The sequence below is a fragment of the Leucobacter sp. NPDC015123 genome, from assembly GCF_043080205.1.
Taxonomy (GTDB): Bacteria; Actinomycetota; Actinomycetes; order Actinomycetales; family Microbacteriaceae; genus Leucobacter; species Leucobacter aridicollis_A.
Window position 1 is genome coordinate 1 of the sequence record NZ_JBIBVH010000011.1, and the last position, 25,787, is coordinate 25,787.

A 25,787-nucleotide genomic window follows, 5' to 3' on the forward strand; every position below is an offset into this window, starting at 1 on the left:
CCTGCGGTTCAAGTGGGGGTGTTGTGTGAGAGATCCTCGCCGCCAGTCGCGATTTCCGCGCCGGCCAACAGATGAATACATTACGCGGGAAACACACAACACACAAATCCATGCGGGGGCCGCGACCCGGATCCCTGTCACCGCGCCGATCCACCCAAACAGCCGGGCGTGTCACATCGCTACTCAACGCCGCCAGTCGACGTTTCGCTCACAACACTGAGCCTGTCGCCTTCGCCGTACTGCTCTTTGAGAACCCGCAAGTTGGCCCAACTCTCGACCGCGGTGATGCCAGGCTCCGCGCGCAGGGCATCGGTCACAGCGATGAGCTCCGTCGCAGACTCCCGCGAGAAGGTCGCGACGAAGTTGTAGCTCCCGACTGTCACAGCGAGAAACTCGGGCTCCAGGTCGCGGAGAAAGTGAAGCATCTCGCCCGTCGCGAGTCGGCTCCTGATTCCCATGCCGATAGATGGTGTCTCGCGCTGGTGATCTCTGACGGGCATCGCAACCACCTTCACGACGCCCGCACGCTTGAGTCGCTCAAACCTGAGGCGCGCACCTCCCGGCGACAGCCCCGCGGCCTCCCCCAGTTCGCGATAGCTCGCCCGCCCGTTGAGTTGCAGGTGGGCGATCACCGCGCGATCCTGACTGTCGACTTTGAAGTCAGTGTGGCCAGTTCGAAGCGGTGAGTAGCGATTTACCTCGATGCTCTCGTACATGTGCGTGCGCACACTGCGCACCCCCGGAATGCCCTGGATCGTCGCGAGTACGTCACTGAGATGCGGGTCGGCTCCGACCCTGACCTCCACGTCGATCGGAAACACCCCCGCGACGTCTGCGACAAAGCTCGACTCGGGCAGGGCGACAAGGGCCTGTCGCACAGGCTCCACCGCCCCCTCGACTGCGACCTGCAAGTACGCGAACCGTTCAAGCCCAAGCAGGTCAGGGCTGATCGACACCGTTAGTCGCAGCTCATTCGAATCGACTGCCTGCTGCACAACCTGGGTGACGAGCCGGCGCGTCACGCCAAGACTCGCGGCGATGCGCGAGTAACTCGCGCGGCCGTCCTCTTGCAGTGCCCGCAGGATCTCCCCGCGCAGAGCCAACGCCGCCTCACCGGTCACATCTGCCACGGTTGGCTCCCACTTCCATTCTCACTAAATTCGCAAATCATCACCGAACGTCGCTGACCTGGTCCAATTGCGTAGCCATTTGCTCGCTGTTGCGCTCAATACATCAGAGCGTACGCCATTGACGTGCATTTTCGCTCGCGCATCCTGTCTCCCCAACGTAGGCTACGAAGTCGCCCGCGTTTGCGGCACCCAACGAAGGGACTCGTCATGGCAGTGGTGGCATGTAGCCAATTCACCCCGGTACTCGGGGCGGTGCGCGAAAACGTCGATCGCTCACTCGAGCTGATCCGCGACGCAGCCGGCCGCGGTGCGCAGGTTGTGGTGCTTCCCGAGCTCGCAAACTCCGGCTACGTCTTCGCCGACACCGCCGAAGCGGCAGCCGCGAGCGAGCCTGCAACCGGTGAGACTGTCACCCGCTGGCGCGAGGCCGCGGAAGAGCTCGGCATCGTGATCGTCGCGGGCTTTGTAGAAGCGAACCCACATGGTGCCCCATACAACAGCGCCGCGCTTGTCATGCCGGGCGGCGACCCGGTGATCTACCGCAAGGCGCACCTGTGGGATCGAGAGCGACTGATCTTCACTCCGGGTGACGGCCTGCCGCCGGTCGTCGACACCCCAGCCGGGCGCATCGGAGTGATGGTCTGCTACGACCTCGAGTTCCCCGAGTGGGTGCGGATCGCCGCACTGCAGGGCGCCGACCTCATCTGCGCCCCGGTCAACTGGCCAACAGTGCAACGCCCCAACGGCGAGCGCCCAGGCGAGGTCGTTCGGGTGCAGGCAGAGGCGTCAATGAATCGTGTCGCCATTGCGGCGTGCGATCGTGGCGGCAACGAGCGCGGAGTCGAATGGTCGGGTGCCTCGGTCATCGTCGACGCAGACGGCTGGCCCCTCGCGCTCACCGAGCGAGCGGGCGACCGCCGCCGCGCGACAGCGCACCGCGCCGCAACCGACGACGCCGCAGCCGGTCCGGATCGCATCGACGCTCCGACGACCCTCTACGCCGACGTCGACCTTGCGGCAAGCCGGGTCAAGCGCATCGCAACGTACAGCGACGTCATCGCAGATCGTCGCCCTGAGCTTTACGAACGCTACACACACTGACCACGCGCCCCACGCGCCAACGGCCCGGGGCAGATCCCACTTCCCGCAACGATCGCGGGAAACCGATAGTTAAGGATAATGATGTCTTCAGACACTTCAACGCCACGCACGGGCGTGATCGAGACTCGCTCGATCGACGTCGTGCCGCTCGAGGAACGCCACGGCAAAGTCTGGCACCAGGGCCCATTCTGGTTCACCGGTAACTTCGTACTCACGACGATGGTCGTCGGGTTCACCGGGCCGAGCCTCGGGCTGAGCGTGTGGTGGACAGTGCTCGCGGTGGTGCTCGGCGCCGGCTTCGGCACGTTCTTCATGGCGTTCCACGCGAACCAGGGGCCCACGATGGGTCTCGCACAGATGATCCAGTCGCGCGCCCAGTTCGGTAGCCGCGGCGCTGTCGTACCGTTCATCGCGACGGTCTTCGTGTACATCGGATTCCTGGTGTTCGACACGATCCTCGTCACGCAGGGCATCGGCGTCTACTCCGAAGCGACGTGGTTCTGGTACCCGATCATCATTGCGGTCTCGATCGTCATCGCCGTCGTCGGGCACGATCTGCTGCACTTCATCCAGCGCTGGCTCACCTACGCGCTCGTCGCCGTGTTTGCGATCATCACTGTCTTCGCGATCGTGCACTTCACTCAGGCCCCCATTGATCCGGCCGCCGCCGTGGCGACCGCGGGATGGAGCACCTCAGCGTTCCTCATCCAGTTCTCGCTCTCCGCCGGCTACAACATCAGCTACTCCGTCTACGTCTCTGACTACACGCGCTACCTGCCGGTGAACGCCTCGGCCCCGAAGCTCATCTCCTCCGTCTACGCGGGTGCCGGGCTCTCTGCGATCTGGCTGATGTCGCTCGGCGCGGTGCTCGCGAGCTACATTCCGGGTGCGGATCCGATTGGCACCCTCCGCGAGGTCGGCGACATGATCGTGCCCGGGTTTGGCACAGTCGCGGTGCTTGTTTCGGTACTCGCGCTCGTGTCAATCATGGGCGTGAACGCATACGGCGCGATGCTTACGGGCGCGAGCGCAATCGACGGATTCACACCGGTGAAGCCGACAGTGAAGATGCGCGTCATCGCGCTCACCATCGTTGGCATCATCACCCTCGTCATCGCGCTCGCGATCCCCGACAATTACGTCGACAGCTTTAACAGCTTCGTCGGGCTCATGCTCTACTTCCTCGTGCCGTGGTCAGCGGTCAACCTCGTCGACTTCTACCTGGTCCGGAAGGGTCGCTACGCGCTGACAGACATTGTGAACCCGCGCGGCGGCGTGTACGGCAAGTGGGCCTGGCGCGGAGTCGCAGCCTACGCACTCGGCTTCGTCGCGATGATCCCGTTCTTCTCGCTCTCGTTCTACACGGGCCCAGTCGCGAATGCGCTCGACGGCGCTGACTTCTCGTTCGCGATCGGCCTCGTCGTCTCTGGCGTCTCCTACTACCTGTTCTCGCTGCGTCGCGACACGTCGGCCGAGGAGAAAGCGATCGCTCGGAGCCAGGAGGTCTTCGGCACCTGGCACCGCTAGGCCGGTGAGCAAGGGGGTCCGGCAGGAATTCGGGCCCCACGGAGTGGGCAGTTGTTGTCGCTTGCACGATCAGCAAGCGACAACAACTGCCCACTCCGTTTGGGGCTACTTCGCGCTCTTGAGCAGCGGCTCCGAATCGCGACCGGGCACTGCCGCTCGCGACGCGGTTCCGGTGCGCAGCCAGTCGAGCACGTTGCGCGCGGGGTCGAGCGTGTAGTGCTCGAGCGAACCGTCTGAGAGGAACGCGACGTGCGGGGTGACGATCACGCGCGGGTCGTTTCGCAGCGGGTGGTCGGCGGCCGGAGGCTCGCCGTGCAGCACGTCGACGGCCGCACCGCGCAGCTGGCACGAGTCGAGCGCCGCCGTGAGCGCAGCGGGATCAACGAGCTCACCCCGCGAAACGTTTACGAGGCTCGCCCCCGGTCGCATCGCAGCGAACGCGGCCGCATCGATCGCGCCGTGGGTGTCGGCTGTGAGCGGCAGATGCAGTGACAGCACATCCGACTCCGCGATGAGGGTGTCGCGATCCACGAGTTCGACGCCGTGCACGGGCGCACTCACGAAGGGGTCGTGCGCGATCACCCTGGCGAAGCTCGGGCCCGCGACCTGGGCGAGCCGCTGGGCGATGCGCCCGAACCCGAATAGACCGAGCGTGAGCCCGCTGAGCCGGCGCGGCACGGCGGTCACGTCGTCGGTCCAGCCGCCGGCTGCCGTGACCGCAACGCTGCCGCGCAGGTCGCGTGCGAGGGCGAGCATGAGCGTCAGCGCGTGCGCGGCGACCTCCTCGGTCGCGGCGTCCGTGAGGTTCACGACCCAGATGCCGCGCGCCTCGGCCGCCGCGCGGTCGATCATGTCGAAGCCAGCACTCATCGTCGCGATGAACCCGACGTTCGGCAGCCGTTCGAGGAGTGCCTCGTCGATCCGCGCGTATCCAACGACGAGCGCGACCGCCCGCTCGGCGCCCGCTGGAAGCTCCTGCGGTTCGCCCGCGCGCGAGGGGAGCTCTGCGAGAAGCGTCTCGCAGCCAGCGGCTTCGAGGAGCGCCCGGCCGGGCGCCGGGTCGAGGTCGGTTTCGTCGGTGAAGATGACAAGCGGCCGGGTCATGCTGCGGCCCCGTTCGCGCCGGTGAGGCGGTCGAGGTGCGTCGGTGCGAAGAGCTCAAGCACAGCAGGCAGCACGACGACCCGGGGGCCGCCGGCAGCGAGGGCGCGGGCGACTGTCGCCGGGGCGTCCTCGAGCGTCGTCTGCTCGGCCGGGATGCCGAATGACTCGGCGAGCGCGACGTAGTTGGGTCGGGTGAGCTCGGTCGCGGTTGCCGCGCCGAACGCGCCCTCCATGTACTCGCGCAGCACGCCGTATCCGCCGTCGTCGACGATGAGCCAGACGACAGGCAGGTCGTGCTGGGCCGCGACGGCGAGCTCGGCGATGCCGTAGAGCGCTCCGCCGTCGCCGGAGACCGCAAGGACGGATCCGGTCTCGCCATTGATCCTGCGCCCGAACGCGGCACCGAGCGCCGCGGGGAAGCCGTAGCCGAGCCCGCCAGCGCCCTGCGCAGACGCGAACTCGACGCCACGGGCGTCCCACGCCGACCACGCCCAGTAGGCGAGGATCGTCATGTCCCAGTAGACCTTCGTGTCATCCGAGACAGCCTCGCGCAGTCCGCGCACGAGCGCGATCTCGGCTTCGCGGCCCTGGCCTTCGACGCGGCTGAGCACGGTGCCCAGCAGCGATTCGATGCTCGCCGTCGCAGCCTGACGGCGCTCGGGCGTCGACTCGCGACCTGCCGCCGCCACCGCGGCGTCCAGGCTCGCGAGCGCGAGCTTCGCGTCGGCGTGGATCCCGATGCCTGGGTGGTTCGACCCCAGTTTGCCGAGGTCCGCTTCGATCTGGATCACGCGACCGTGGGGGCGGAACGTGTGGTAGTTGCTCGAGAGCTCGCCGACACCGCTGCCGACGATGACGAGCACGTCTGCGTGCTCGAGGAACTCGGTCGTCGCGATGTCTTCGATCCACCCCTGCGCGGAGAGCGGGTGCCCCCAGGGCAGCGCGGTCTTCCCGCTAAACGTCGTGATGACTGGCGCGTCGAGGCGCTCCGCGAGTGCTGCGAGCTCACGCTGGGCACCCGCGCGCACGACGCCGCCGCCGGCGAAAATCACCGGGCGCTCCGCAGCGGCGAGCACGGCCGCGGCGTGGGCGACAGTCTCGGTGATGGGCGCGAGCGGCGCGGGCGACTTCGCGAGAGTCGCGCCTGTGAGCACTGGCACGTCGTGCGCCGAGGCGAGCAGGATGTCCTGCGGTACCTCAACGAGCACGGGGCCCTGCGGTGCCGCGGCCGCGATCCGCCAGGCCTCGGCCATCGCGGTCGGGATCTGCGCCATCGTGCGAACTGTCACGACGTGCTTCACGACGCCACGGAACGACGCTGACTGCTCGGGCAGCTCGTGCAGGTAGCCGTGGCGACCGCCGCCGAGACCTGCAACTGGGATCTGGGCGCTGATCGCGAGGACCGGGATCGAGGAGGCCGCGGCCTCCTGCAGTGCCGCGAGCGAGGTGAGCGCGCCGGGGCCAGTCGAGAGCAGCAACGGCGCGACGTCGCCAGTCACGCGGGCGAGGCCGTCGGCCATGAACCCGGCGTTGTTCTCAACGCGGGCGCTGAGGTAGGCGAGGTCGGAGCGGCGGAGCGCGTCGAACAGGCCAAGCGCGTGCTGGCCAGGGAGCCCGACAACGCCGCGCGCGCCAAGCGCGATGAGCGTCTCAAGCACGACGTCGCCGCCGATGCGCTTGCCGGTGTCTGGTGTCTGAGTGGTCATTGGTTCCTCCGTAAGAACTGTGGTGAGCAGGCACTCAGGGGGAAGGGAACCGGTCCCGCGGGCGTGCCCTCCGCGGGACCGGTGAGGTGTTCTCGAGCGTTAGCGCTCGACGTCCGTGTAGACGACGTCGTTGACTGCGGTGCGGTCGTCGAGGCTCAGCCGGTGGGTCCACTCGTCGAGCACCTGCGGCGCGACGGGCTTCGTGCAGAGGCTCACGAAGACGTAGGTGACGAGGCTCGCAAGCAGGCTGAAGTAGATCGGCTCGTTCGCAAGGATGCCCCAGATGAACATCGAGACGACGACGGTCACGGTGCCGACGAGCATGCTCGCGAGCGCACCTGCGCGGGTCCCGCGCTTCCAGAACAGGCCGCCAACGATTGCGACGAGCAGGCCGCCTACGAGGATGTCGTACGCGATAGTGAGCGCCGCGACGACGTCACTGACAAGGGTCGAGATGAACATCGTGACGCCCGCGAGCACGAAGATCGTGACGCGGTAGCTCACGAGGCTGTCGCCTGCGACGTGCCCGTCCTCGATCTTCGCCTGCTTCGGCTTCATACCGAGCACGCGCCGCATTGCCGGCATGAGGTCGGACGTGAACACCGTCGCCGACGCGATGAGCGCCCCGCTCGCGGTCGACATCATCGCCGAGAGCGCGGCTGCGAGGACGATGCCGCGGACGCCGGGCGGCAGCATCTCCTGCGCCATGAACGCGAACGCGTCGTCGCGGTTCGGCATATCGGGGAAGAGCACGCGCGCTGCCATACCGATGAGGGCACCGGCAAACGCGTAGAGCAGGCAGTAGACGCCCGAGGAGATGCCGCCCCACTTCGCGACGCGCGGGGTGCGGGCGGTGACGACGCGCTGCCAGATGTCCTGGCCGATGAGCAGGCCAAGGGTGTAGACGATGACGTAGGTGACGATTGTCATTCCACCGATCGACCACGGCGAGAAGAACGAGTCGCCGAGGCGCTCACGGATGCCAGCCCAGCCGCCTGCCTCGTCGGATGCGGTCATGAGCGCGATCGGCAGCAGCAGCAGGAACATGCCGACAGTCTTAATGACGAACTGCACGACGTCGGTCATGGTGATCGACCACATGCCGCCCATGATCGAGTAGATTGCAACGATCGAGCCGCCAATCACGACGCCCCACACGTTCGAGATGCCGAACAGCACGTGGAAGATCGTTGCGTACGCGAGGGTCGATGTCACGGTGAGCATGAGCGTGTACAGGAACATCACGATGCCCGAGATAAGCCCGTTCGAGCCGCCGTAGCGCAGGTCGAGCATCTCGGTGACCGTGGTGACCTTGAGCTTCACGATGCGCTTCGCGAGGAACGCGCTCAAGACGAGGATGCCGAGGCCGATGCAGGTGACGAGCCAAGCGCCCGAGATGCCGTACTCCCAGCCGAGGCCGATGCCGCCAACCGTCGATGCGCCGCCGAGCACAATTGCGCTCATCGCGCCCGAGTACATGAAGCCGCCGAGCCTGCGGCCTGCGACGAGGTAATCGCTCTTCGACTTGGAGCGCTTCATGCCCCAATAGCCGACGCCGAGGATGCCGACTAGATACGCGGCAATGATGATGTAGTCCAGGACCACAGTGTCCTCCTTGATCCGGTGGTGTGGATCGACACCGATCCGTGGTGTCGACGCCGACTGCGTGTTTCTTCTAGGGAAGGTACCTAGGATTCGCGCGGAACTCGCCGACGATCTATCCTAAAATTGACCAGCGTTGGGTCAAAACATCTTTTCGTGGAGGCAGTGTGCACGACGAACCCGACTATTTCGACAGGGCAACGGTGCCACTCGCCACGCTCCTCGACGAGCCATCGCTCCAGGCCGAGCTTGCCTCGCCCGCACCTCGCGTACTCGCGACTGACGCCAGACTTGCCGCGCAGATCCGCAGCACACCGGTGGCTGCCGCGATCGTGATCGAGCTTGATGACCCGGGTCAATACATGCTCCCCGGAGACCTGCTCATGGTGACCGGCCTCGCATTTTCAGGCGACGCCGAGCACGACCGCGACTACATCGCGCGGCTTCGCGCGAGCGGGGTCTCCGCGCTCGTCTTCGGGCTCGAGCCGGTGCACGCGGAGGTCCCGCCAACGCTCCTCGCCGCCTGCCGCGAAGCGAACTTCCCGCTCATCGTGCTCCCTCCCCCGATCTACTTCGCGGCAGTCACGAGCATCGTCAACCGCGCCCTCGAGACCGAGCGCACCCGCGCGCTCGAACACATGAACACGCTCGCCAGGCACCTCACCGAGGCAGTGCTGCAGCACCGGCCTGCCGAGCGGCTCGTCGAGCGGCTCGCAACAGAGCCCGGCAGCTGGGCCGCGCTTCGCATCGGCGACGAGCTGTACCTCGGCGGGGTTGTGCCAGACGAGCTGGCGCTCGCCGAGATGTTCACCGAGTTCGACGAGCGCCTCCGCCGCCCACGTGGCGCAAAGGGCGGCGCTTCGACAGCGTTCACGACCCTGCGCACGGCCGGTGCCGAGTACGAGGTCGCTGCGCACGAGGCGACGCCACGCACATCACGAAATCGCAGCGTCGACGGCAACGCGATCCTGACAATCGGCCGCGCCCCCAGGCTCACGAGGATCGACCTCACGGCGCTGCAGCTCGCCGCGAACCTCGTCGGCCTCCTTCTGCAGCTTCCTGCCGCGCAGTCGATGGCGGTCGACCAGCTCCTCATGCAGCTGCTTATGGAGCGGCACGGCTCCCAGCTTCTCGGTGCCGAGCGCGATAGGTTCGCGCGACTGCTCGCGAACTCACTCGGGGGTGGTTCGAAGACAGCGCACGCAGTCATCGCGATGCGGGATCCGAACGCAGCAGCCATCGGCGACCCAGTCCCGGCCGGCGAGACCGTCGCGTCCGACACGAACTGGCTGCGCCAGCTCTTGCACACCCCACTCGTCGAACACCGCTCCAAGCAACTCAGAGCCTTCGTCGCGAGCGCCCCAAGCCAGAGTGAGCTCCAGCACGCGGGGCAACTCGGATGGCTTCTCGCCGTGAGTAAGCCCCATCCACTGCTTGAGCTCCCGACCGCAATGCAGGAGGCAGAGGTGCTCGCTCGAGCCGCGCTCCACATCGGGAGCCACGTTGATGGGACCGCCCCACCCGCTGAGGCGAGCTGGCCGCTCGGCGCGGCCGCAGACCCGGCTGTCGCCCGCGCGGCGGCTGCCCAGTGGCTCGCGCCGATCCTTACGGCAGAGACCGCGGAGCAGCGCGCGGCGCTCACGAGCTGGCTGCACCAACATGGCTCGTGGGATCGTAGCGCCCGCGAGCTCGGCGTGCACCGCAACACTGTCAGGCGACTCGTTGGCGACGCTCAGCTCCGCCTCGGGCGCGACCTCGACGACCCACTCGAGCGGGCCCGGGTACTCCTCGCACTCACTGCGCTCGCGGGGGATTCGCCGCCAGGGGTGCCTCCCGGAGGCAGCTCCGCAACCTAGGCCTGCGCCTCTGCCGGCGGGCCGACTCCCGCTTGCGCTACCCGATCTTCGCCACCGCGCGAATCGGCGAGCCGTCGACCCCCGCGAGCCGAAGCGGCAGGAGCGAGAGCTCCACGGCGTCGGGGATAGTGGCGAGTCCTCTGAGGTTTTCGACGAGAACGCCGTCGCGCCCGAGCCAGTACTCATGGACCGGCATCCCCTGTTCCGGCTGCGCGGTCGGGTCCGGGCTCAGCGTGTCAAGCGCAAGCACTCGGGCGCCGCGACTCCAGAGCGTCTGTGCGAGCTCATGGGTGACGACCGGGTGGCGCAGGGCCTCAGCTGTGCCGAAGTGAGCGTCCCACCCAGTCGCGATACAGACGATCCCTGGCAGCGTCGCGGGAATCGTGAGATCGGTAGGGCGTATCCGCTGCGCCGCTGCCACCTCGGCGCGCAGCACCAGGGCGTCGCCAACAAGACAATCAAGCGGGATCGCATCGACCGTGCGCCCACCGGGGATCGCATGCGACGGCGCGTCAAGATGTGTGCCAGCGTGCGAGCCCATGCTGAGCCGCTCGACGGCAACGCCGTCGTTCGCGACCGTGAGAGCGCTCGCGAACTGCACCTCAGGATCCCCCGGATACACGGGCATCCCGGTGCTCACCGGGTGGCTGAGGTCTACGTAGGTCGCCATGCTCGCCTCTCGAGTCCACGGGTTCGGCTTGGGCCGGGGCGGTTTCCGCGCTCGCCCACCTCAACAGTAGACCGGCAAGCCCAGCGACAACGCACCAACGACGCAGCGCAGGGCCCCCGAGATCACTCGAGGGCCCTGTGCTGCAGTGGGGCAACCCCTAGTCGCGGGCTGCCATCGCGCTGACGAGCTCGTACACGACGTGGCTCGCCGCGACAGCGGTGATCTGCGCGTGGTCGTAGGCCGGCGCGACCTCAACGACGTCGGCGCCCACGATGTGCAGGTCTGCGAGGCCGCGGATGAGGCGAAGCATCTCGCGGCTCGTGAGGCCACCGGCCTCGGGGGTGCCTGTGCCAGGCGCGTGCGCGGGATCGAGCACGTCGATGTCGATCGAGATGTAGAGCGGCTTGTCGCCGACGCGCTTCCGGATCTTCTCGAGGGCGGCGGGCACGCCATTCTCTTCGATGAACTCGCTCGTGACGATCTGGAAGCCGAGCATTGCGTCGTCTTCGAGATCCTGCTTGCCGTAGAGCGGGCCACGGGTGCCGCCGTGCATCGACGCCGTCATGTCAATGAGGCCCTCCTCTGACGCGCGGCGGAACGGGGTGCCGTGCGTTGTCGGGGCGCCGAAGTAGGTGTCCCACGTGTCGAGGTGCGCATCGAAGTGGAGCACTGCGACCGGGCCGTGCTTCTTGTTGATTGCGCGCAGCAGCGGGAGCGCGATCGTGTGGTCGCCGCCGATCGTGACGATCTTGTCGACCTTCTCGCCGAGCTCGGTCGCCGCGGCCTCGACCTGGTCGACTGCCTCGTCGAGGTTGAACGGGTTCGCCACGATGTCGCCGGCGTCGACAACCTGCTTCACGTAAAACGGCGAGACATCCTGCGCGGGGTTGTAGGGGCGCAGGAGGCGCGACGCCTCGCGCACGTGCGACGGGCCGAAACGCGCGCCCGGGCGGAAGCTCACGCCGGTGTCAAAGGGGACGCCGACGACGGCGATATCGGCCGCAGGCACGTCTTCGATGCGGGGCAGCTTGGCGAACGTGGCGATCCCGGCGTAGCGGGGGGTCAGACTCGCGTCGACCGGGCCCTGCGGTGTGTGCTCAGACATTGGTTCCCTTCCAGTCTTGTTGCCTAATAGTAAACTCTTGAATACTATTGGTGAACTTGAGACCAGCATAGACTGGGAACGCTGGAGCGTCAACGCGCTCACAATTCCCTGACGAAAGAGGCCACGTCGTGCGACCGATCCATCCCACAGCGGCCGAAACTCAGGTGCAGATCGGCGCGAAACTTCGCAGCTCGCGCCAGGCCCAGGGGCTCACGCTTGAGCAGCTTGCTGCGGCCTCGGATCTCACCAAGGGATTCATTAGCCGCATCGAGCGCGACGAGACGATGCCGAGCGTGCCGACACTCGTGCAACTCTGCCAGGCCCTATCGCTGCCGATCGGGTCGCTCTTCGAGGAGCCTGATGTGCAGCTCGTTGGCCTCGCAGATGCTCCGCGAATCAACATGGGCGGTATCGGAGCCGACGAGCGACTCGTCACCCCCCGCGCAGAAGAGCGCGTGCAGGTGCTCCGTTCGAGCGTCGAGCCAGGGGGCTCAGGTGGCGACGAGCTCTACACCGTCAGCTGCGACGTCGAATCACTCCACGTCGTCGCGGGCGAGGTGGGCGTGCAGTTTGCTGACCGCGAGGTCACCCTCGCCCCCGGCGACACCCTCACTTTCCCGGGCCGCACGCCGCACACCTGGCGGGCCGGCGAGGCGGGCGCCGAGATCGTGTGGATCCTCGTGCCCGCCGCCTGGAGCGGCTCGCGCTAGTCCGCGCTCGGGTCTGCCGGGAACAGGATCACGCTTCGCGTGCGCTCGCCGCGGCGCATCGCATCGAACGCGTCATTGACCTCGTCCAACGAGACCCTCGAGCTCACCAGCTCGTCGAGCGGCAGCTCGCCAGCCAGATAGGCGGCGGCAACCCTCGGAAAGTCCCGAGCAGGCACAAGCCCCCCGTAATTTGAGCCGATGATTGTCTTCCCGTCGTAGGCGAGCTGCAACGCATCAAGCTCGAGCGTCTGTCCCTCGGGCGGCAACCCAACGAACACGGCTCGCCCGCCGGGGCGGATGAGGGCAGGAAGCTGCGCCATTGTCTGGATGCGGCCGATCGCTTCGAACGCCACGTCGGCGCCACCCTGGGTGAGCGCCGCAACTTCCGCGGCGAGGTTCGACCCCCCGATGAGGCCGTGCGACGCTCCAACACGAGCGGCCTCAGCAAGCTTCTCCTGGGTCACGTCGACCGCGATGATCGGGTGAGCTCCCGCCAGCCGGAGGGCCGAGATAATCGAGAGACCAACCCCGCCTGCCCCAACAACCACAGCAGCTTCGCCAGCCACTACCCTGGCATTGTTGACGACCGCACCGTAGCCCGTGCCCACCGAGCATCCGATGAGGCTCGCGATGTCGAACGGGACACGCTCGTCGACCTTGATCGCGGCGAAATCAGGCACCACAACATGATCGCTCATCGCCCCGACCGCGAGGTAGGGCCAAGCCTCAGCACCGTCGAGCGTCCGCCAACGTGTGGTGCCATCTGGCAGTTGAGAATCGTTCGACTTCACGCGCATGCACGCCCACGGCTTCCCTCCGGCGCACTCGGCGCATCGTTGGCATGCTTGGTGCCAAGCGATAATGACGTGGTCTCCCACGGCAAGCTCGCGCACGCCCTGGCCGATCGCTTCGACGACGCCGGCCGCCTCATGCCCCATGACCGCGGGCAGCGGCACATTCCATTCGCCGTCGATGACGTGACGGTCCGAGCCACACACCCCCGCCGCGCGCACAGCGATCCGCACTTCCCCGTGCCCGGGAGGATCGAGAGTAAGTGTCTCGACAGCGAGCCTGTCGCCACTATCTGCGTGAAATACAGCCGAGCGAACCCTCCGCGATTCAGCCATGATTACTTCCTTCCGGCGGCCGCAAAGGTATCGGTTCCCCCATACGCACCGCGGCCGCGGCGCACATACAAGAGCAGGTTCAACACGAGATAACTCCCCATCGCAATCAGCACGGCAGGGACCGTCGCTGTCGCGAACCGAAAGAGTGGCTGCGTTTCGAGCGTGATTGGGTTGTAGACCCAGAGGTAGAACGCGGAGGCGATAATCACCGCAGCGATGGCCGCGATGTTGACGCCGCTGCTAAAGCGCAGCGGGTCCTGCCTGCCACTCGCATAGAGCGCCCGAAGCGGAACAACCTGGCGCCGCAGGATGAAGTAGTCGGCAATGATCACGCCGCAAATCGCCGCGATGAATGCACCGCTCACCACGACGAAGGTCATGAACTGCTCGTACATGAACCCCGGAAAGAAGCTCAGCACGGCCGGCAGGGCGAGGAAGCCTCCTGCGAGCACAGGCCAGCGCAGGCGCGAGAGCGCCCTACCACTCGATTGCTTCACGGCGAGGACTGTCGAGTACGCGATAGAGGCCATGCTCGTGACGTTCGCAAACCCGACAAACAGGAGCGTGAGAACACCCAGAACGGGCCCTCCGAGCGGCACCATCCACGAGGTCGGGTCGGCCTGCCCGAACAGCAGTCCCGCGGCCATGCCGACAAGCTGCGCAACGACGGTACCAATGAAGATGCCACCGTATGCGGGCCATACCGCTGCACGCGGGCCCCGCGTGAGCCGAGCCAGGGTGCCCATGACAGGCCACCACGATAGGCCAGCTCCAAGATTGAACTCGACCGCCATCATGAAGTTCAGCTGCTCGTCCGCGAACGGCGCGATGGGCTCTGCGGCCAACAGATCGCCCCAGCTGTAGTGGGTCATCAACAGCACCATCATGAGCGCCACAACGATGAGTAGGCCCGGCGCGACGAACCTGTTGAGCTTACTGATCGTGACTGGCCCTCGCGACAGAATGATCCAGCCGATGAAGATCGCAAGCAGCGCGAACACCGTGACGAGGGGGCCAAACTGCGCAAATTCGGTGCCGAAGGCCTGGTTTGAGATCTCTGAGAAAGCGCGACCAAACATCACGCCAAGAAGCGACGTCCAGCCCATTTCGGTCAGCAGCACGACAACGAAGACGACGATGCCGACTCCAATGACACCGAAGACCGACTTCAGAACCTTGTACTGCTCAATGCCGAGCCGTTGACTAAACAGCACACTCCCAAGGACCATGATTGCGAGACCGATGCTGTTGCCGATGAGCATGGCCGCGATGCCGTCGGTGAACCCGACGAGAAGCACCGTCGATCCGCCTGTGAGGAAGGCCCAGGTTGCAATCGCGAGACTCAACGTGACCCAGCTAAAGTCCCCGCCACTCCACGTGCGCTCGTGCTTCAGGAGCGGGAGGGAGCCGTACACCGCCTCCTTCGCGATATCCGCGTCGACGCCAGCCCGCGCGCGCTTGTCACGCACCGAGCTCACAGCAGGACCATCGCAATCGAGACCGCGACGATAGCTGCTGCGACCGTGAGGAAGAGCGCCAGACTCTTGCCGCTCATTGCGGCGTGCACGGAATCTGCCGCCTCATCTGTTTCGAGGATGGCGAGGCGACGCTCGACTTCCGCATCCAGTTCAATAAATTCAGACATTTGGGTCTGACCTCCTTGTGAGTCCCGGTCGTACACCTTCGTAAGTCGGAGAAAGCCTAAGTCCGTCGTGGAAGCGCGCGCAAACGCATTTACACCTGAGAAAGTCCTTTCGTGCGCAAACGCACGGAATCGGTGCAAAATTGCGTCAGCATCTTCGATTAGCATGCCTTGTGGTGCGCAAAGTCTGTACCCAGTCCGATGAATTTGGAGGCCACACGTGGAACCGAAACAGGCTACCGATGGCCTCAGGCCGAAGGTGCTGGATGAGCTTCGCGAGAACGGCCGGGCCAGCTACGCCCAGATTGCGGCCAAACACGGAAGCACGAGACGCCAGGTGACCCACATAGTCCAGTCGGCGCTCGAACACGACGAACTACGCATCACTGTGTCAATCAGCCCAGACCTCTTGAGCCTCGAACGTTTTGCATACGTTCAGATTGCCCTCGATGGCCCGATCACCGCCGCACGGGAGGCGGTCGTCGCAATGCCCGAAACCACGTTCGTCGCCGAGATCACCGGAAGCTACGGGCTCGATGCCGAGATTCGCACCGGGGCCGACCCCCACCTGCGGGAGACGATCGACCGGATTCGTCAGCTGCCCCACGTTCGTGAGCTTCGAGTGCACCACTACGACAGCATCGAAATAAACCTGTACTCACCAATTCGCACCGGTGGAACTGGGTTCGTCCTCGACGACGCCGATCGCGCCATCATCCGGCACCTTCAGCAGGACGGTCGCGCGACATTTCGTGAGCTCGCGGCGGCAGCCGGAATCTCCGCGAGTGGAGCTCGCCTCCGCCTCACGCGCCTGACTCGCCACGGGGCCGTAAAGGTCGTGGGGATCCCTGTTCGAGGCAGTCATTCCGCGGCCGTCACCGTCGGGGCAGGGATTCAGGTGCGCGGCCCGCTCGAGGCCGCCCTCACATGCGTGAAGGACTTACGCCCCGAGTTTCTCGCCGTGGCATCTGGAGGCTACGATCTCATCGCGACGCTCTCAGGATCCTCCAACGACGAGATCCTTGGACTCGCCGACGCACTCCGTTCACGCCCCGAGATCTCCAGGGTGGACACCTGGGCCAACCTGCGGATGCACAAGGAACAGTACGGCGAGGGGGACCGCCTCACTGCGGCGTTCGGAACGCACTAAGCGGGGATCTGGAGGCCGCCCACGGGACTCAGCTATTCCGCCGGGAGGGTCTCAGCGAGCACTCGGATCGTGTTGCCGCCCATGATCGCGTGAATGTCATCATCGTCGTAGCCGCGATTCATGAGTTCTTGCGTGATGATCGCAAGGTGGCTCGTATCCCAGGCAACCTCGGTAGACCCGTCGTAGTCGCTGCCAAGGGCCGCGGTCTCGATGCCGCCGATCTTCACGACGTGGTCGATCGCGTCAACCACAGCCTGCGGTGTGAGTTCACACACAGCCGCGTCCCAGTACCCCACTCCGATCACGCCGCCAGTCTTCGCGACGCCGCGGATCTCGTCGTCCGTGAGGTTTCGGTTCACGTCGCATGTCGCCTGAACTCCGCCGTGGCTTGCGACGACTGGCTTCTTGGCGCTCTCGAGCACCTCGGCGATTGTCTGGTGGCTGGCATGGGCAATATCGACAACGATTCCAAGGTCTTCCATCTTTGAGATTGCCTCGCGGCCCAGTTCTGTGAGCCCTCCCTTACCGACGCCGTGCATCGAGTCGGCAAGCTCGTTGTCGAAGAAATGAGTCAGGCCCGCCATCCGCATCCCGTCTGCATACAGCACGTCAAGGTTCGCAATGTCGCCCTCGAGGTTTTGCAGCCCCTCGACCGAGAACAGCGCCCCGATCACAGGATTCCCCTCAGACCTATCGACGAGCAGCTGCTCGAGCTCGGCGCGCGTGGTGATCACGCGCAGCGCACCGCCGGAGGCTTCAGCGTCTCTCGCGAGCTTCGCCGCGTGGTAGCGCGACCGTTCGAGCAGCGAGAACCAGGTCTTTGGTGGCTGCAGCTGCGCGAACGACAGCAGCGTGATGTTGTCGGTGTCGCCTGTGTTCGAGTCGTAGTTCTGCCCCTTGGGAGACTTCGATACCGATGAGAAGACCTGCAGGGCGACGTTGCCCTCGGCGAGCCTGGGAACGTCGACGTGGCCACGATCAGCACGGGTGTTCAGCGATCGATCCCACATGAGCGTGTCTGAATGCATGTCTGCGACCGCAAGCTTCGAGTGCAAGGCGGCGGCTTCAGCGGACACCTCAGGGATCGGGTCACCGGTGATCTCGTTCATGCTCCGCTCGGCGATCGCAGGGGCAAGCGCGAAGAACGCGGTCAGCGCGAGTGCAAGCACGAGAACGGTTCCGATAATGGTTCGCCGAACCCAGCGACGACGGTGTCGAGTTGTCATAGCGCCAGAGATTAGCAGCGTGCTGCGGGCCGCCCGCAACGCTTTGCGCATTACCCACAAATCAACCCGCGGTCGCTGTGCAATCTCTGTGCGGCCTTGAGCCGGGCGAGGCGTATCGCCACCCAATCGCCGACCTCATTCAGCCGGCCGCCAACGCCTTCCACACGAACACGGGCCGGGGAGGATCACTGATTCTGGCGATCCTCCCCGGCCCGTGTATGCATTGCCGAGCGCTACGCGCGTACCGCCGCGAGCGTCTTCTTGCCGCGGCGCAACACCGCGAACTTGCCGTGCAGCAGATCGGCTGCGGCGAGCGCGGCCTCATCAGACTCAACCTTCGCGTTGTTCACGTACACGCCACCCTGCGCGATCGCGCGGCGTGCCTCGCCCAGGCTCTTCACGAGCCCGGTATCGACGAGCAGCTGCGCGATGCTCGCGCCGGCGGCGCCCAAGGCAGAAGGCAGCTCAGCCACCGCGCCCGCAAGCGAGACCTCGTCAAGATCAGAAAGCTCGCCCTGGCCGAACAGCGCCGCGGAAGCGTCGATTGCCCCCTGCGTCGCCTTCGCGCCGTGCACGAGGGTCGTGACCTCGAGCGCGAGGCGCTTCTGCGCGGCGCGCTTGAAGGGCTCCTCGGCGACCTGGGCCGCGTAGTCTTCGATCTCGGCGCGCGTGAGGAACGTGAACACCTTCAGGCGATCCACGACGTCAGCATCGGCCTGGTTCAGCCAGAACTGGTAGAACGCGTACGGCGAGCACATCTCTGGGTTCAGCCAGATCGCATTGCCCTCGCTCTTACCGAACTTCGTGCCGTCGGCGTTCGTGATGAGCGGCGTGCCGATCGCGTGCACGGTTGCGCCCTCGGCCTTGCGGATGAGCTCGGTTCCGCTCGTCAGGTTGCCCCACTGATCTGAGCCACCCGATTGCAGTTTGCAGTCGTACTGGCGGTACAGCTCAAGGTAGTCGAGCCCCTGCAGAATCTGGTAGCTGAACTCGGTGTAGCTGATGCCCTCATCTGAGTCGAGGCGCTTCGCCACGATGTCTTTCTTGATCATCGTGCCGACGCGGAAGTACTTGCCGATCTCACGCAGGAAATCGATCGCGCTGAGCGGCGCCGTCCAATCGAGGTTGTTGACGAGACGCGCGGCGTTGTCGCCCTCGAAGCTCAGGTACTTCGAAACCTGCTCGCCGAGCGAATCAACCCACTGCGCGACAGTCTCGCGCGAGTTCAGGGTGCGCTCGCTCGTGGGGCGCGGATCGCCGATAAGACCCGTGGATCCCCCGACGAGGCCGAGCGGCTTGTGCCCCTTCAGCTGGAGGCGGCGCATGAGCAGCAACTGCACCAAGTGGCCGAGGTGCAGGCTCGACGCTGTCGGGTCGAACCCGCAGTAATACGCGAACGGCTCACCCTCGAGCAACTCGGACAGCGCTTCGCCGTCCGTGGAAACGTGGATCAGCCCGCGCCACTCGAGCTCCGCCCACAGGGTGGGGAAGCTGTCGTCGATGCGCTGGTTGGCCATGAGCTCGGTGCGTTCGTTCAATTCAGACACGCCTCGCAGTTTACCTCGTTTGCCGATCGAGTCGGGCACCGGTCTGGCCCCGCGGTACCGGGCAGGGGGGTACCCAAGTACCATCGTCCGGCACCGCGGGCCGATCCCTCCGGGCCTGCCCCGCGGAAGCATGGAACCATGACACACGTGATCCTGCAGGCGGACAGCCTCACACAGCAATACGGCAGCACTCGCGCCCTCGATTCCCTCTCGCTCGGGATCGTAGAAGGTACGTCCACAGCGATCATGGGCGCCTCCGGCTCAGGGAAGACGACGCTGCTTCACATGCTCGCCGGCATCCTCACCCCGGGATCGGGCACCGTGACGTACGCGGGGAAGCCGATCAGCGGCCTTCCCGATTCTGAACGCAGCAGGCTTCGGCGAGAGCAGTTCGGCTTCGTGTTCCAACAGGGGCTCCTCATCCCCGAGCTGACTGCAGTCGAGAACGTCGCGCTCGCTCCCATGCTCAATGGCGCGAAGAAGAGCGACGCTATCGGGCCGGCGGCGCAGTGGCTGCAGGCGCTCGGGCTCGCCGGAATGGAAGAACGCCGGATCGGTCAACTCTCAGGAGGCCAAGCTCAGCGCGTCGCGATCGCGCGCGCGCAAGTGACTGGCGCCCGGGTGATATTCGCCGACGAGCCGACAGGGGCGCTCGACTCGAACACGTCCCAAGAGGTGATGACAGCGCTACTCTCGAGCACCTCTGGCAACGGCCGCACACTCGTCGTTGTGACGCACGACCCCGGCGTCGCGGCTCGGTGCCAGCGCGTTGTCACGCTGTCTGACGGTCGTATCGTCGCAGACACCGCGCACGCGCAGGGATCGAACGGAACCCAGTCATGATTCTTCGAGTTCTTCCGCTGCTCTCGCGCCCAAGCAGGCAGGGTGCCGCCGGGCTGCTGCTCCCAGGCATCGCCTTTGCGAGCGTAACTGCCCTTCTTGCAATCGTCATCGGCGGTGCCCAGTCGTTTTGGGTATTCGACGATGAGCTTGCATACCTCTACGGGTTCCTGGCGGGCCTCGCGCTCGCCCTCATGGTTCCGCCACTGATCTCGCTCGGTTCGGCGGCTGCGAGGCTTTCGGCGCGACGTCGCGACGACCGTTTGGCAGTGCTCCGCTTGCTCGGCGCGACCGGGAGAAGCACTGCTGGGCTCGCGATCTTCGAATCCGCTGCGGTCGCGTGTGTGGGTGCAGTGGCGGGAGTCCTGCTCGCGTACGCGCTCTCACCCCTCATCGGCCTCATTCATTTCCGCGGGGCAGCGATCGGGGCAGCGCAGGCCGCACTCCCACTCGGGTGGGCGGCACTGCTGGTGCTCGCTGTCGTCGCCATCGCCGCGCTCAGCGCAATGGTCGGGCTCCGCAAGGTCATCATCTCGCCCCTTGGGGTCGCGATGAAGCAGTCGGCACCGAAAATGCCGTGGGTGCAGGCGATCGTCGCAATCGCTGGAATCATCGTCGCGGTTCTGACAGTGTCGGCACTCACTCAGGCCGACGGCGATGCTGGTCTCGCGTTTGTCCTTATCGGTTTTCTTGTCGCTTTCGCTGTCGCCCTACTCGCGATCGACCTCATTGGGGCGTGGGTGCTCTCGCTTTTCGGTAGGGCACGTCTGCGTCGCGCGCAATCGCCTGTCGACCTCATCTCAGCGCGCCTCGTCCTTGAGTCTCCACGGGCCGCCTGGCGGCAGGTCTCTGGAGTGGCGATGTCGAGCTTCATGGCTGTCTTCGCAGGATCGGGCATCGCGCTTCTCGGCCAGGCTTCTGGCACCGAGGCTGAGCTCACCGGCCCTGAGCAGTTTCTCATGAGCGATATGCGCACGGGCCTCGCGATCGTCGTCATCGGCACTTTCGTGATGGTCGCATGCTCGGTGGGGGTGAACCAGGCCGCGCAGATCCTTGACCGCCGTGATGTTCATCGGTCGCTTGCGATCATGGGCACCCCGTTGTCTGTGCAGGACGGAGCACGGCGCAAGGCAGCTACTCTGCCGCTCGCTGTCGCTTCGATAGGCTCGGCGACGATCGCATCGGTGCTCCTGTTCCCGATTCTGGGTGCTGCGCTCATTTTCGCCCCGTTGTCACTCCTCACGATGCTTTCGATGATCATGTTCGGCTACCTCATCGTGCTCGGGGCGCTCTTCGGGACTCGTCCACTGCTTCGAGACTCGGCACGCGTCGAAGCGGGGGCTGACCACCGCGAGTAGTCCTTTCCCGCGCTCCACTCTCTGGCGGAGCGCGGGAAAGGCTTGCGTCTTCGGAGAGTGGCACCGTGTGCGCCTCTGGCGCTCAGGCCTTTTTGAGTCGGGAACTACTCTCGCCGCCCTGATCGGGATTTTGACCGTGCGACTCATGTCGCAGTTCAGCAATACGCGCAGACATGCTGTCGCGCAGTCGTTCCATACTCTCGTACACTCCGTCGACCCGAACGTTCGCCGAGTCAAAGCGAGTCTCGAGCCTCGCCCGCAGGTCATCGTTGCGCGCGAGCGCTTCCGCCGCACCCGCGTCGATCCGTTCCCGGAGAGTGTCGAAGCGCCGCTCAACCAAGGCTCCGAACGCAGCTGCCCGGTCGTCTGTCCGATCGAGTCGAACGTCGAGCCTGTCAAAACGGGCATCCACGGCGTCAAAGCGGACGTCCACACTGCCAAAGCGGACGTCCACACTGTCAAAGCGGGCCTCCACACTGTCAAAGCGGGCCTCCATCACAGCTGTCGTGCGGGCGAGTCCTTCCTCCAGCTGCTCGAAGTGGTCCGCCGATCTTGCTTCGTTTTTGTCGGACCGCGAATCCATCTTGTCGAACCGCTTGTCCATCCGATCGAGTCGCGCTTCGACACTGTCAATTCGGGCACCGAGCGTTACCTTCGTGTCCCGCGTGCTCCACAGCACGACCGAGATAATCGCGGCTACGCTCGCAAGCGCTGCCAAAAGCTCGAAAAGTCCCACACTCCACCACCTCTCTACTCATCAGCCGTCGCCTAAGTGGTTCCACACTACGTCGGTATCCGGCGCATCGGTGGGAAACGATGGAATCTGTGGACAAAGGACCAGTCGGCACGAAAAAACCGGCCTGTGCGCGAAGGTGCACAGGCCGGTTCTCAGCGGCTCCCCGATGGGGCGGTGGTCAGTTAAGCGCCGAACTCCTGCAGCCGGTCAGCAAGCACCGCGAGCTGCTCGGTTACGCGCACCTGCGCTGTTCCGCCCGCCCCAACTCGAGAATTCACAGACCCCTCGATCGTGAGCACATCGCGCACGCCAGGCAGCAAGTGCTCCGACACTGTCAGCAACTCGTCGTCGCTTGGCTCGTGCAGCTCCATGCCCCGCTCCTCGCAGTACCTGACGAGTTCGCCCGAGATCTCATGTGCGTCGCGGAAGATCACGCCCTGCTTCACCAGCCACTCGGCTACGTCAGTTGCAAGCGAGAAGCCCTGCGGGGCAAGCTCGGCCATGCGATCGGTGTCGAAACGCATCGTCGCGACCATGCCTGTGAAAGCTGGCAACAACACCTCAAGCTGCTCGACCGAATCGAAGACTGGCTCCTTGTCTTCCTGCAGGTCGCGGTTGTAAGCGAGCGGCATCGCCTTGAGCGTCGCAAGCAGGCCGGTGAGGTTACCGATCAGGCGCCCCGACTTGCCGCGCGCGAGCTCTGCAATGTCTGGGTTCTTCTTCTGCGGCATGATGCTCGACCCCGTCGAGTAGCCATCGTGCAAACGAACGAAGCCGAACTCCTTCGTGTTCCAGAGGATGATCTCTTCGCTCAACCGAGATAGGTCGATCCCAATCTGCGCCGTGATAAACGCGAACTCGGCGACGACGTCGCGCGCCGCGGTGCCATCGATCGAGTTCTCGAGCGGGTCGCCGAGGCCAAGCTCTGTTGCGACGAGGCGCGGATCCAGACCGAGTGACGAGCCAGCGAGTGCGCCGCCCCCGTATGGGGATGCGCTCGCCCGCCGCGCCCAGTCGCGCAGCCGCTCAAGGTCGCGCACGATCGGCCACGCGTGCGCTGCGAGCTGATGTGCGAGCAGCACCGGCTGTGCGTGCTGCAGGTGCGTACGCCCGGGCAGGATCGCGCCCTCGTGCGCCACCGCCTGCGCGTGAATGGCACCCGCGAGTTCGACGAGCATCCCGCTGATAACGGCGGCGTGATCGAGCAGGTACATGCGCACCAGAGTCGCGATCTGGTCGTTGCGACTGCGGCCAGCGCGAAGCTTGCCGCCCAGCTGAACGCCAGTGATCTCAATGAGGCCTCGCTCGAGCGCGGAATGCACGTCCTCGTCGGCCTCAGCGGCGACAAAGCGGCCGTCAGCAACACGAGCCGAGAGCTCGTCGAGAGCGGCACGCATGTCTGCGAGTTCAGTAGCCGACAGGTAGCCGGCTGCGGCGAGCGCGCTCGCGTGCGCCTTCGACCCACGGATGTCGTACTGCGCGAGCACCCAGTCGAACTGTGTCGACTTGCTGAGCTTCAAAAGCTCAGGCGACGGGCCGCTCGCGAATCGTCCACCCCACAGGGCACCGTCTTCCGCAGCGCGGTTCGTATTCTCAGTCACTTGCTCTCCTTCAGCAGCCAAGCCATCAGCGCCTTCTGCGCATGCAATCTGTTCTCTGCCTCGTCCCAGACGACGCTCTGTGGGCCATCAATAACCTCAGGCGCGACCTCGTACTCCCGGTAGGCGGGGAGGCAGTGCAGGAAGATAGCGTCCGCCTTCGCTTCCGCCATGAGTTCCGCGGTGACGCGATACGAGCCAAAGGTTTCGATGCGCTCGGCCTTCTCGGCCTCCTGTCCCATAGACACCCAGGTGTCTGTGATGACGGCGTCTGCGCCTGCGACTGCCGCTGCCGGGTCGGTCAAGACTGTGACGCTGCCACCGGTCTCAGCCGCGATCTTCTCGGCGTCAGCAATGATGTCAGCTCGGGGGTGGAAGCCAGCGGGGCCCGCCACCCGGATGTGCATGCCCGCGGTCGCGAACCCGAGTAGGTAGGAGTGACCCATATTGTTTGCGGCGTCACCGAGGTACGTTGCGGTGAGGCCCTGCAGGTCGCCCTTCTGTTCGCGGATCGTCTGCAGGTCGGCCAAGATCTGGCACGGGTGAAAGTCGTCAGACAGCGAGTTGATGACGGGAACGGTCGCGTTCTCAGCCATCTCCTCGAGACCGGCATGCGCGTGCGTTCGCCAGACGATGAGCGACACCATCCGCGACAGCACCTTCGCGGTGTCAGAGATCGACTCCTTCGCGCCGAGCTGTGCTTCGCCAGGATTCACAATGATCGGATTGCCACCAAGGTCTGCGACGCCCGCCGCAAAGCTGAAGCGGGTACGGGTCGACGTCTTGTCGAAGAAGATCGCGGCAGACTGCGGCCCCTCGAGGGGTCGCTCCGAGAATCGGTCCTGCTTCATTCGCGCAGCGAGGTCGAGCACCTCGCGCTGCTCGGATGGGCTCAGGTCGTCGTCTCTCAGAAAGTGCCTAGTCACCCGCCCAGCTTACTCGCCCGCCCCCGGCACGGCGGAACGGGCCGGGTGGCCCTTCTCTGGCCGCGCGGGCGCTATGGGAGAATCGAGGCCATGTCTGTCCCCCGCCTTGTCGCATTCGATCTCGACGATACGCTCGCCCCTTCAAAGTCCCCGGTCCCGCAACGCATGCTTGACGCATTCGCCCGTCTGCTTGAGCAGACAACGGTCGCGGTCATCTCCGGCGGCAACTTCGAGCAGTTCGAGTCGCAGCTCGTCTCTCAGCTCGACGGCCTGGAGTCCGTGTCCGAAGCGGCGCTCGAGCGGCTACACCTCCTACCAACGTGCGGGACGAGATACGAGCGGCGCGAAGCCGGGGCGTGGCGCACCGTGTACCGGGAGTACCTCTCCGAGGAGGAGCGTGACGGGGCGCTCGCTGCCCTTCGCGAGGAAGCTGGGCGGCTCGGCCTCTGGGAGGCGGAGCCGTGGGGCGAGATCCTTGAGGATCGCGGATCCCAGGTCACATTCTCCGCTCTCGGCCAGCGTGCCCCCGTCGACGCCAAGCACGCATGGGACCCAACGGGCGAGAAGAAGAACACTCTGCGAGCGGCGGTCGCCGAGCGGCTCCCTGGCCTCGAAGTGCGCAGCGGCGGATCGACCTCGGTTGACATCACCCGGCGAGGGATCGACAAGGCCTACGGCATGCGCAAGCTCGAACAGCACACGGGCATCCCGCTTGACGACATGCTCTTTGTCGGCGACAGGCTGGATCCCGACGGCAATGACTACCCGGTGAAGGCCATGGGTGTGAAGTGTCACGCGGTCACTGGGTGGGAAGACACCGCAGACTTCATTGAGGCGCTGCTCGACGCGTAGGCGGTGTGGGGGCTGGCCAGAGGCCTCTCACACGCCAGGCCCTGCCACACACCTGCGCACAACCGAGCCCAGCCGAGACCGACCCAGCCGAGCCCGCCCAGCACGAACATCTGTTATCTGCAGTAGACATGGAGAACCTGCAACGTCTGAGCATTTCTCCTGCAGATCACAGGCACACGAGGCGAGCGGAGCAGAACCGGCCCATCACGAACATCTGTCATCTGCAGTAGACATGGAGAACCTGCAACGTCTCGGCATTTCTCCTGCAGATCAC

Annotated in this window: 22 protein-coding genes; 8 read left to right on the forward strand and 14 right to left on the reverse strand. The window is 65.4% G+C overall.

The window, feature by feature from the left end:
• Positions 1-179 precede the first annotated feature (179 nt).
• Positions 180-1,130, reverse strand: coding sequence for an Lrp/AsnC family transcriptional regulator (locus tag ACF07D_RS15455; protein ID WP_119276772.1), 951 nt, complete (start codon positions 1,128-1,130; stop codon positions 180-182).
• Positions 1,131-1,337: 207 nt separating this feature from the next.
• Here ACF07D_RS15455 and ACF07D_RS15460 point away from each other — a divergent pair, with 207 nt between their 5' ends.
• Together ACF07D_RS15460 and ACF07D_RS15465 are read left to right on the forward strand one after the other, a co-directional pair.
• The gene (locus ACF07D_RS15460; protein ID WP_391505504.1) at positions 1,338-2,231 is read left to right on the forward strand and encodes a nitrilase-related carbon-nitrogen hydrolase; all 894 of its coding nucleotides are present in this window, start codon (positions 1,338-1,340) and stop codon (positions 2,229-2,231) included.
• 81 nt (positions 2,232-2,312) lie between these two features.
• On the forward strand, positions 2,313-3,758 hold the full coding sequence (locus tag ACF07D_RS15465) for a cytosine permease (protein ID WP_255809062.1): 1,446 nt from the start codon (positions 2,313-2,315) through the stop codon (positions 3,756-3,758).
• 105 nt (positions 3,759-3,863) lie between these two features.
• Here the strand turns inward: ACF07D_RS15465 and ACF07D_RS15470 are convergent, their stop codons facing one another.
• The 3 genes from ACF07D_RS15470 to ACF07D_RS15480 all read right to left on the reverse strand — a co-directional run bounded on the left by ACF07D_RS15470 (position 3,864) and on the right by ACF07D_RS15480 (position 8,173).
• Positions 3,864-4,862 carry a C-terminal binding protein gene (locus ACF07D_RS15470; protein WP_391505505.1) on the reverse strand — a complete coding sequence of 333 codons (999 nt, stop codon included), beginning with the start codon at positions 4,860-4,862 and terminating at the stop codon, positions 3,864-3,866.
• Positions 4,859-6,568: a thiamine pyrophosphate-binding protein gene (locus ACF07D_RS15475; protein WP_391505506.1), complete on the reverse strand. Its 1,710-nt coding sequence runs from the start codon at positions 6,566-6,568 to the stop codon at positions 4,859-4,861. The genes ACF07D_RS15470 and ACF07D_RS15475 overlap by 4 nt, the downstream gene beginning before the upstream one ends.
• Before the next feature lie 99 nt (positions 6,569-6,667).
• The gene (locus tag ACF07D_RS15480) at positions 6,668-8,173 is read right to left on the reverse strand and encodes a sodium:solute symporter (RefSeq protein ID WP_391505507.1); all 1,506 of its coding nucleotides are present in this window, start codon (positions 8,171-8,173) and stop codon (positions 6,668-6,670) included.
• Between the two features lie 164 nt (positions 8,174-8,337).
• Between ACF07D_RS15480 and ACF07D_RS15485 the strand changes: the two genes are divergently transcribed.
• Positions 8,338-10,026, forward strand: coding sequence for a PucR family transcriptional regulator ligand-binding domain-containing protein (locus tag ACF07D_RS15485; protein ID WP_391505508.1), 1,689 nt, complete (start codon positions 8,338-8,340; stop codon positions 10,024-10,026).
• Between the two features lie 37 nt (positions 10,027-10,063).
• On the opposite strand, the gene ACF07D_RS15490 is transcribed toward ACF07D_RS15485, so the two are convergent.
• Both ACF07D_RS15490 and speB read right to left on the reverse strand, forming a co-directional pair.
• Entirely contained in the window at positions 10,064-10,696 is a 633-nt protein-coding gene (locus ACF07D_RS15490; RefSeq protein WP_391505509.1) for a cyclase family protein, read from the reverse strand.
• A 157-nt stretch (positions 10,697-10,853) separates the two neighbouring features.
• A complete protein-coding gene (gene speB / locus ACF07D_RS15495) occupies positions 10,854-11,801 on the reverse strand; it encodes an agmatinase (RefSeq protein WP_119282026.1) in 948 nt (315 codons plus the stop codon).
• A 128-nt stretch (positions 11,802-11,929) separates the two neighbouring features.
• On the opposite strand from speB, the gene ACF07D_RS15500 reads away from it, so the two are divergent.
• Positions 11,930-12,511, forward strand: coding sequence for a helix-turn-helix domain-containing protein (locus ACF07D_RS15500; protein ID WP_255809056.1), 582 nt, complete (start codon positions 11,930-11,932; stop codon positions 12,509-12,511).
• Here the strand turns inward: ACF07D_RS15500 and ACF07D_RS15505 are convergent.
• From ACF07D_RS15505 to ACF07D_RS15515, 3 genes are read right to left on the reverse strand one after another with little or no spacing between them, the layout of a single operon-like run.
• Positions 12,508-13,638, reverse strand: coding sequence for an alcohol dehydrogenase catalytic domain-containing protein (locus ACF07D_RS15505; RefSeq protein WP_255809055.1), 1,131 nt, complete (start codon positions 13,636-13,638; stop codon positions 12,508-12,510). The genes ACF07D_RS15500 and ACF07D_RS15505 overlap by 4 nt on opposite strands.
• A gap of 2 nt (positions 13,639-13,640) precedes the next feature.
• The gene (locus ACF07D_RS15510; RefSeq protein WP_391505510.1) at positions 13,641-15,116 is read right to left on the reverse strand and encodes a purine-cytosine permease family protein; all 1,476 of its coding nucleotides are present in this window, start codon (positions 15,114-15,116) and stop codon (positions 13,641-13,643) included.
• Positions 15,113-15,283, reverse strand: a complete 171-nt coding sequence (locus ACF07D_RS15515; RefSeq protein WP_255809053.1) for a hypothetical protein — start codon at positions 15,281-15,283, stop codon at positions 15,113-15,115. Before ACF07D_RS15515 ends, ACF07D_RS15510 begins: the two co-directional genes overlap by 4 nt.
• A 217-nt stretch (positions 15,284-15,500) precedes the next feature.
• Here ACF07D_RS15515 and ACF07D_RS15520 point away from each other — a divergent pair, with 217 nt between their 5' ends.
• Positions 15,501-16,430, forward strand: a complete 930-nt coding sequence (locus ACF07D_RS15520) for an Lrp/AsnC family transcriptional regulator (protein WP_391505511.1) — start codon at positions 15,501-15,503, stop codon at positions 16,428-16,430.
• A 32-nt stretch (positions 16,431-16,462) separates the two neighbouring features.
• Here the strand turns inward: ACF07D_RS15520 and ACF07D_RS15525 are convergent, their stop codons facing one another.
• On the reverse strand, positions 16,463-17,656 hold the full coding sequence (locus ACF07D_RS15525; RefSeq protein WP_391505512.1) for a dipeptidase: 1,194 nt from the start codon (positions 17,654-17,656) through the stop codon (positions 16,463-16,465).
• 233 nt (positions 17,657-17,889) lie between these two features.
• A complete protein-coding gene (tyrS, locus tag ACF07D_RS15530) occupies positions 17,890-19,173 on the reverse strand; it encodes a tyrosine--tRNA ligase (protein WP_391505540.1) in 1,284 nt (427 codons plus the stop codon).
• Between the two features lie 168 nt (positions 19,174-19,341).
• Between tyrS and ACF07D_RS15535 the strand changes: the two genes are divergently transcribed.
• Together ACF07D_RS15535 and ACF07D_RS15540 are read left to right on the forward strand one after the other, a co-directional pair.
• A complete protein-coding gene (locus ACF07D_RS15535; RefSeq protein ID WP_119282021.1) occupies positions 19,342-20,046 on the forward strand; it encodes an ABC transporter ATP-binding protein in 705 nt (234 codons plus the stop codon).
• Positions 20,043-21,401 (forward strand): FtsX-like permease family protein, encoded by a 1,359-nt coding sequence (locus tag ACF07D_RS15540; protein WP_391505513.1) that lies wholly within the window; start codon positions 20,043-20,045, stop codon positions 21,399-21,401. Before ACF07D_RS15535 ends, ACF07D_RS15540 begins: the two co-directional genes overlap by 4 nt.
• 82 nt (positions 21,402-21,483) lie before the next feature.
• Here ACF07D_RS15540 and ACF07D_RS15545 read toward each other — a convergent pair whose 3' ends face one another.
• The 3 genes from ACF07D_RS15545 to argF all read right to left on the reverse strand — a co-directional run bounded on the left by ACF07D_RS15545 (position 21,484) and on the right by argF (position 24,661).
• Complete coding sequence (locus ACF07D_RS15545) at positions 21,484-22,137, reverse strand: hypothetical protein (protein ID WP_391505514.1); 654 nt, start codon at positions 22,135-22,137, stop codon at positions 21,484-21,486.
• 182 nt (positions 22,138-22,319) lie between these two features.
• Positions 22,320-23,738, reverse strand: coding sequence for an argininosuccinate lyase (argH, locus tag ACF07D_RS15550; protein ID WP_391505515.1), 1,419 nt, complete (start codon positions 23,736-23,738; stop codon positions 22,320-22,322).
• Complete coding sequence (gene argF / locus ACF07D_RS15555; RefSeq protein WP_119282017.1) at positions 23,735-24,661, reverse strand: ornithine carbamoyltransferase; 927 nt, start codon at positions 24,659-24,661, stop codon at positions 23,735-23,737. The genes argH and argF overlap by 4 nt, the downstream gene beginning before the upstream one ends.
• A 90-nt stretch (positions 24,662-24,751) precedes the next feature.
• On the opposite strand from argF, the gene ACF07D_RS15560 reads away from it, so the two are divergent.
• The gene (locus ACF07D_RS15560; protein WP_391505516.1) at positions 24,752-25,513 is read left to right on the forward strand and encodes an HAD-IIB family hydrolase; all 762 of its coding nucleotides are present in this window, start codon (positions 24,752-24,754) and stop codon (positions 25,511-25,513) included.
• Positions 25,514-25,787 lie beyond the last annotated feature (274 nt).

What these genes read in the sequence shown, in the direction of transcription:
- ACF07D_RS15525 (WP_391505512.1), bottom strand. Translation starts at nt 17,656, where the DNA reads ATGACAACTCGACACCGTCGTCGCTGGGTTCGGCGAACCATTATCGGA.
- ACF07D_RS15465 (WP_255809062.1), top strand. Translation starts at nt 2,313, where the DNA reads ATGTCTTCAGACACTTCAACGCCACGCACGGGCGTGATCGAGACTCGC.
- ACF07D_RS15470 (WP_391505505.1), bottom strand. Translation starts at nt 4,862, where the DNA reads ATGACCCGGCCGCTTGTCATCTTCACCGACGAAACCGACCTCGACCCG.
- ACF07D_RS15560 (WP_391505516.1), top strand. Translation starts at nt 24,752, where the DNA reads ATGTCTGTCCCCCGCCTTGTCGCATTCGATCTCGACGATACGCTCGCC.
- ACF07D_RS15460 (WP_391505504.1), top strand. Translation starts at nt 1,338, where the DNA reads ATGGCAGTGGTGGCATGTAGCCAATTCACCCCGGTACTCGGGGCGGTG.
- ACF07D_RS15540 (WP_391505513.1), top strand. Translation starts at nt 20,043, where the DNA reads ATGATTCTTCGAGTTCTTCCGCTGCTCTCGCGCCCAAGCAGGCAGGGT.
- speB (WP_119282026.1), bottom strand. Translation starts at nt 11,801, where the DNA reads ATGTCTGAGCACACACCGCAGGGCCCGGTCGACGCGAGTCTGACCCCC.
- ACF07D_RS15475 (WP_391505506.1), bottom strand. Translation starts at nt 6,568, where the DNA reads ATGACCACTCAGACACCAGACACCGGCAAGCGCATCGGCGGCGACGTC.
- ACF07D_RS15505 (WP_255809055.1), bottom strand. Translation starts at nt 13,638, where the DNA reads ATGGCTGAATCGCGGAGGGTTCGCTCGGCTGTATTTCACGCAGATAGT.
- tyrS (WP_391505540.1), bottom strand. Translation starts at nt 19,173, where the DNA reads ATGGCCAACCAGCGCATCGACGACAGCTTCCCCACCCTGTGGGCGGAG.
- ACF07D_RS15535 (WP_119282021.1), top strand. Translation starts at nt 19,342, where the DNA reads ATGACACACGTGATCCTGCAGGCGGACAGCCTCACACAGCAATACGGC.
- ACF07D_RS15490 (WP_391505509.1), bottom strand. Translation starts at nt 10,696, where the DNA reads ATGGCGACCTACGTAGACCTCAGCCACCCGGTGAGCACCGGGATGCCC.
- ACF07D_RS15515 (WP_255809053.1), bottom strand. Translation starts at nt 15,283, where the DNA reads ATGTCTGAATTTATTGAACTGGATGCGGAAGTCGAGCGTCGCCTCGCC.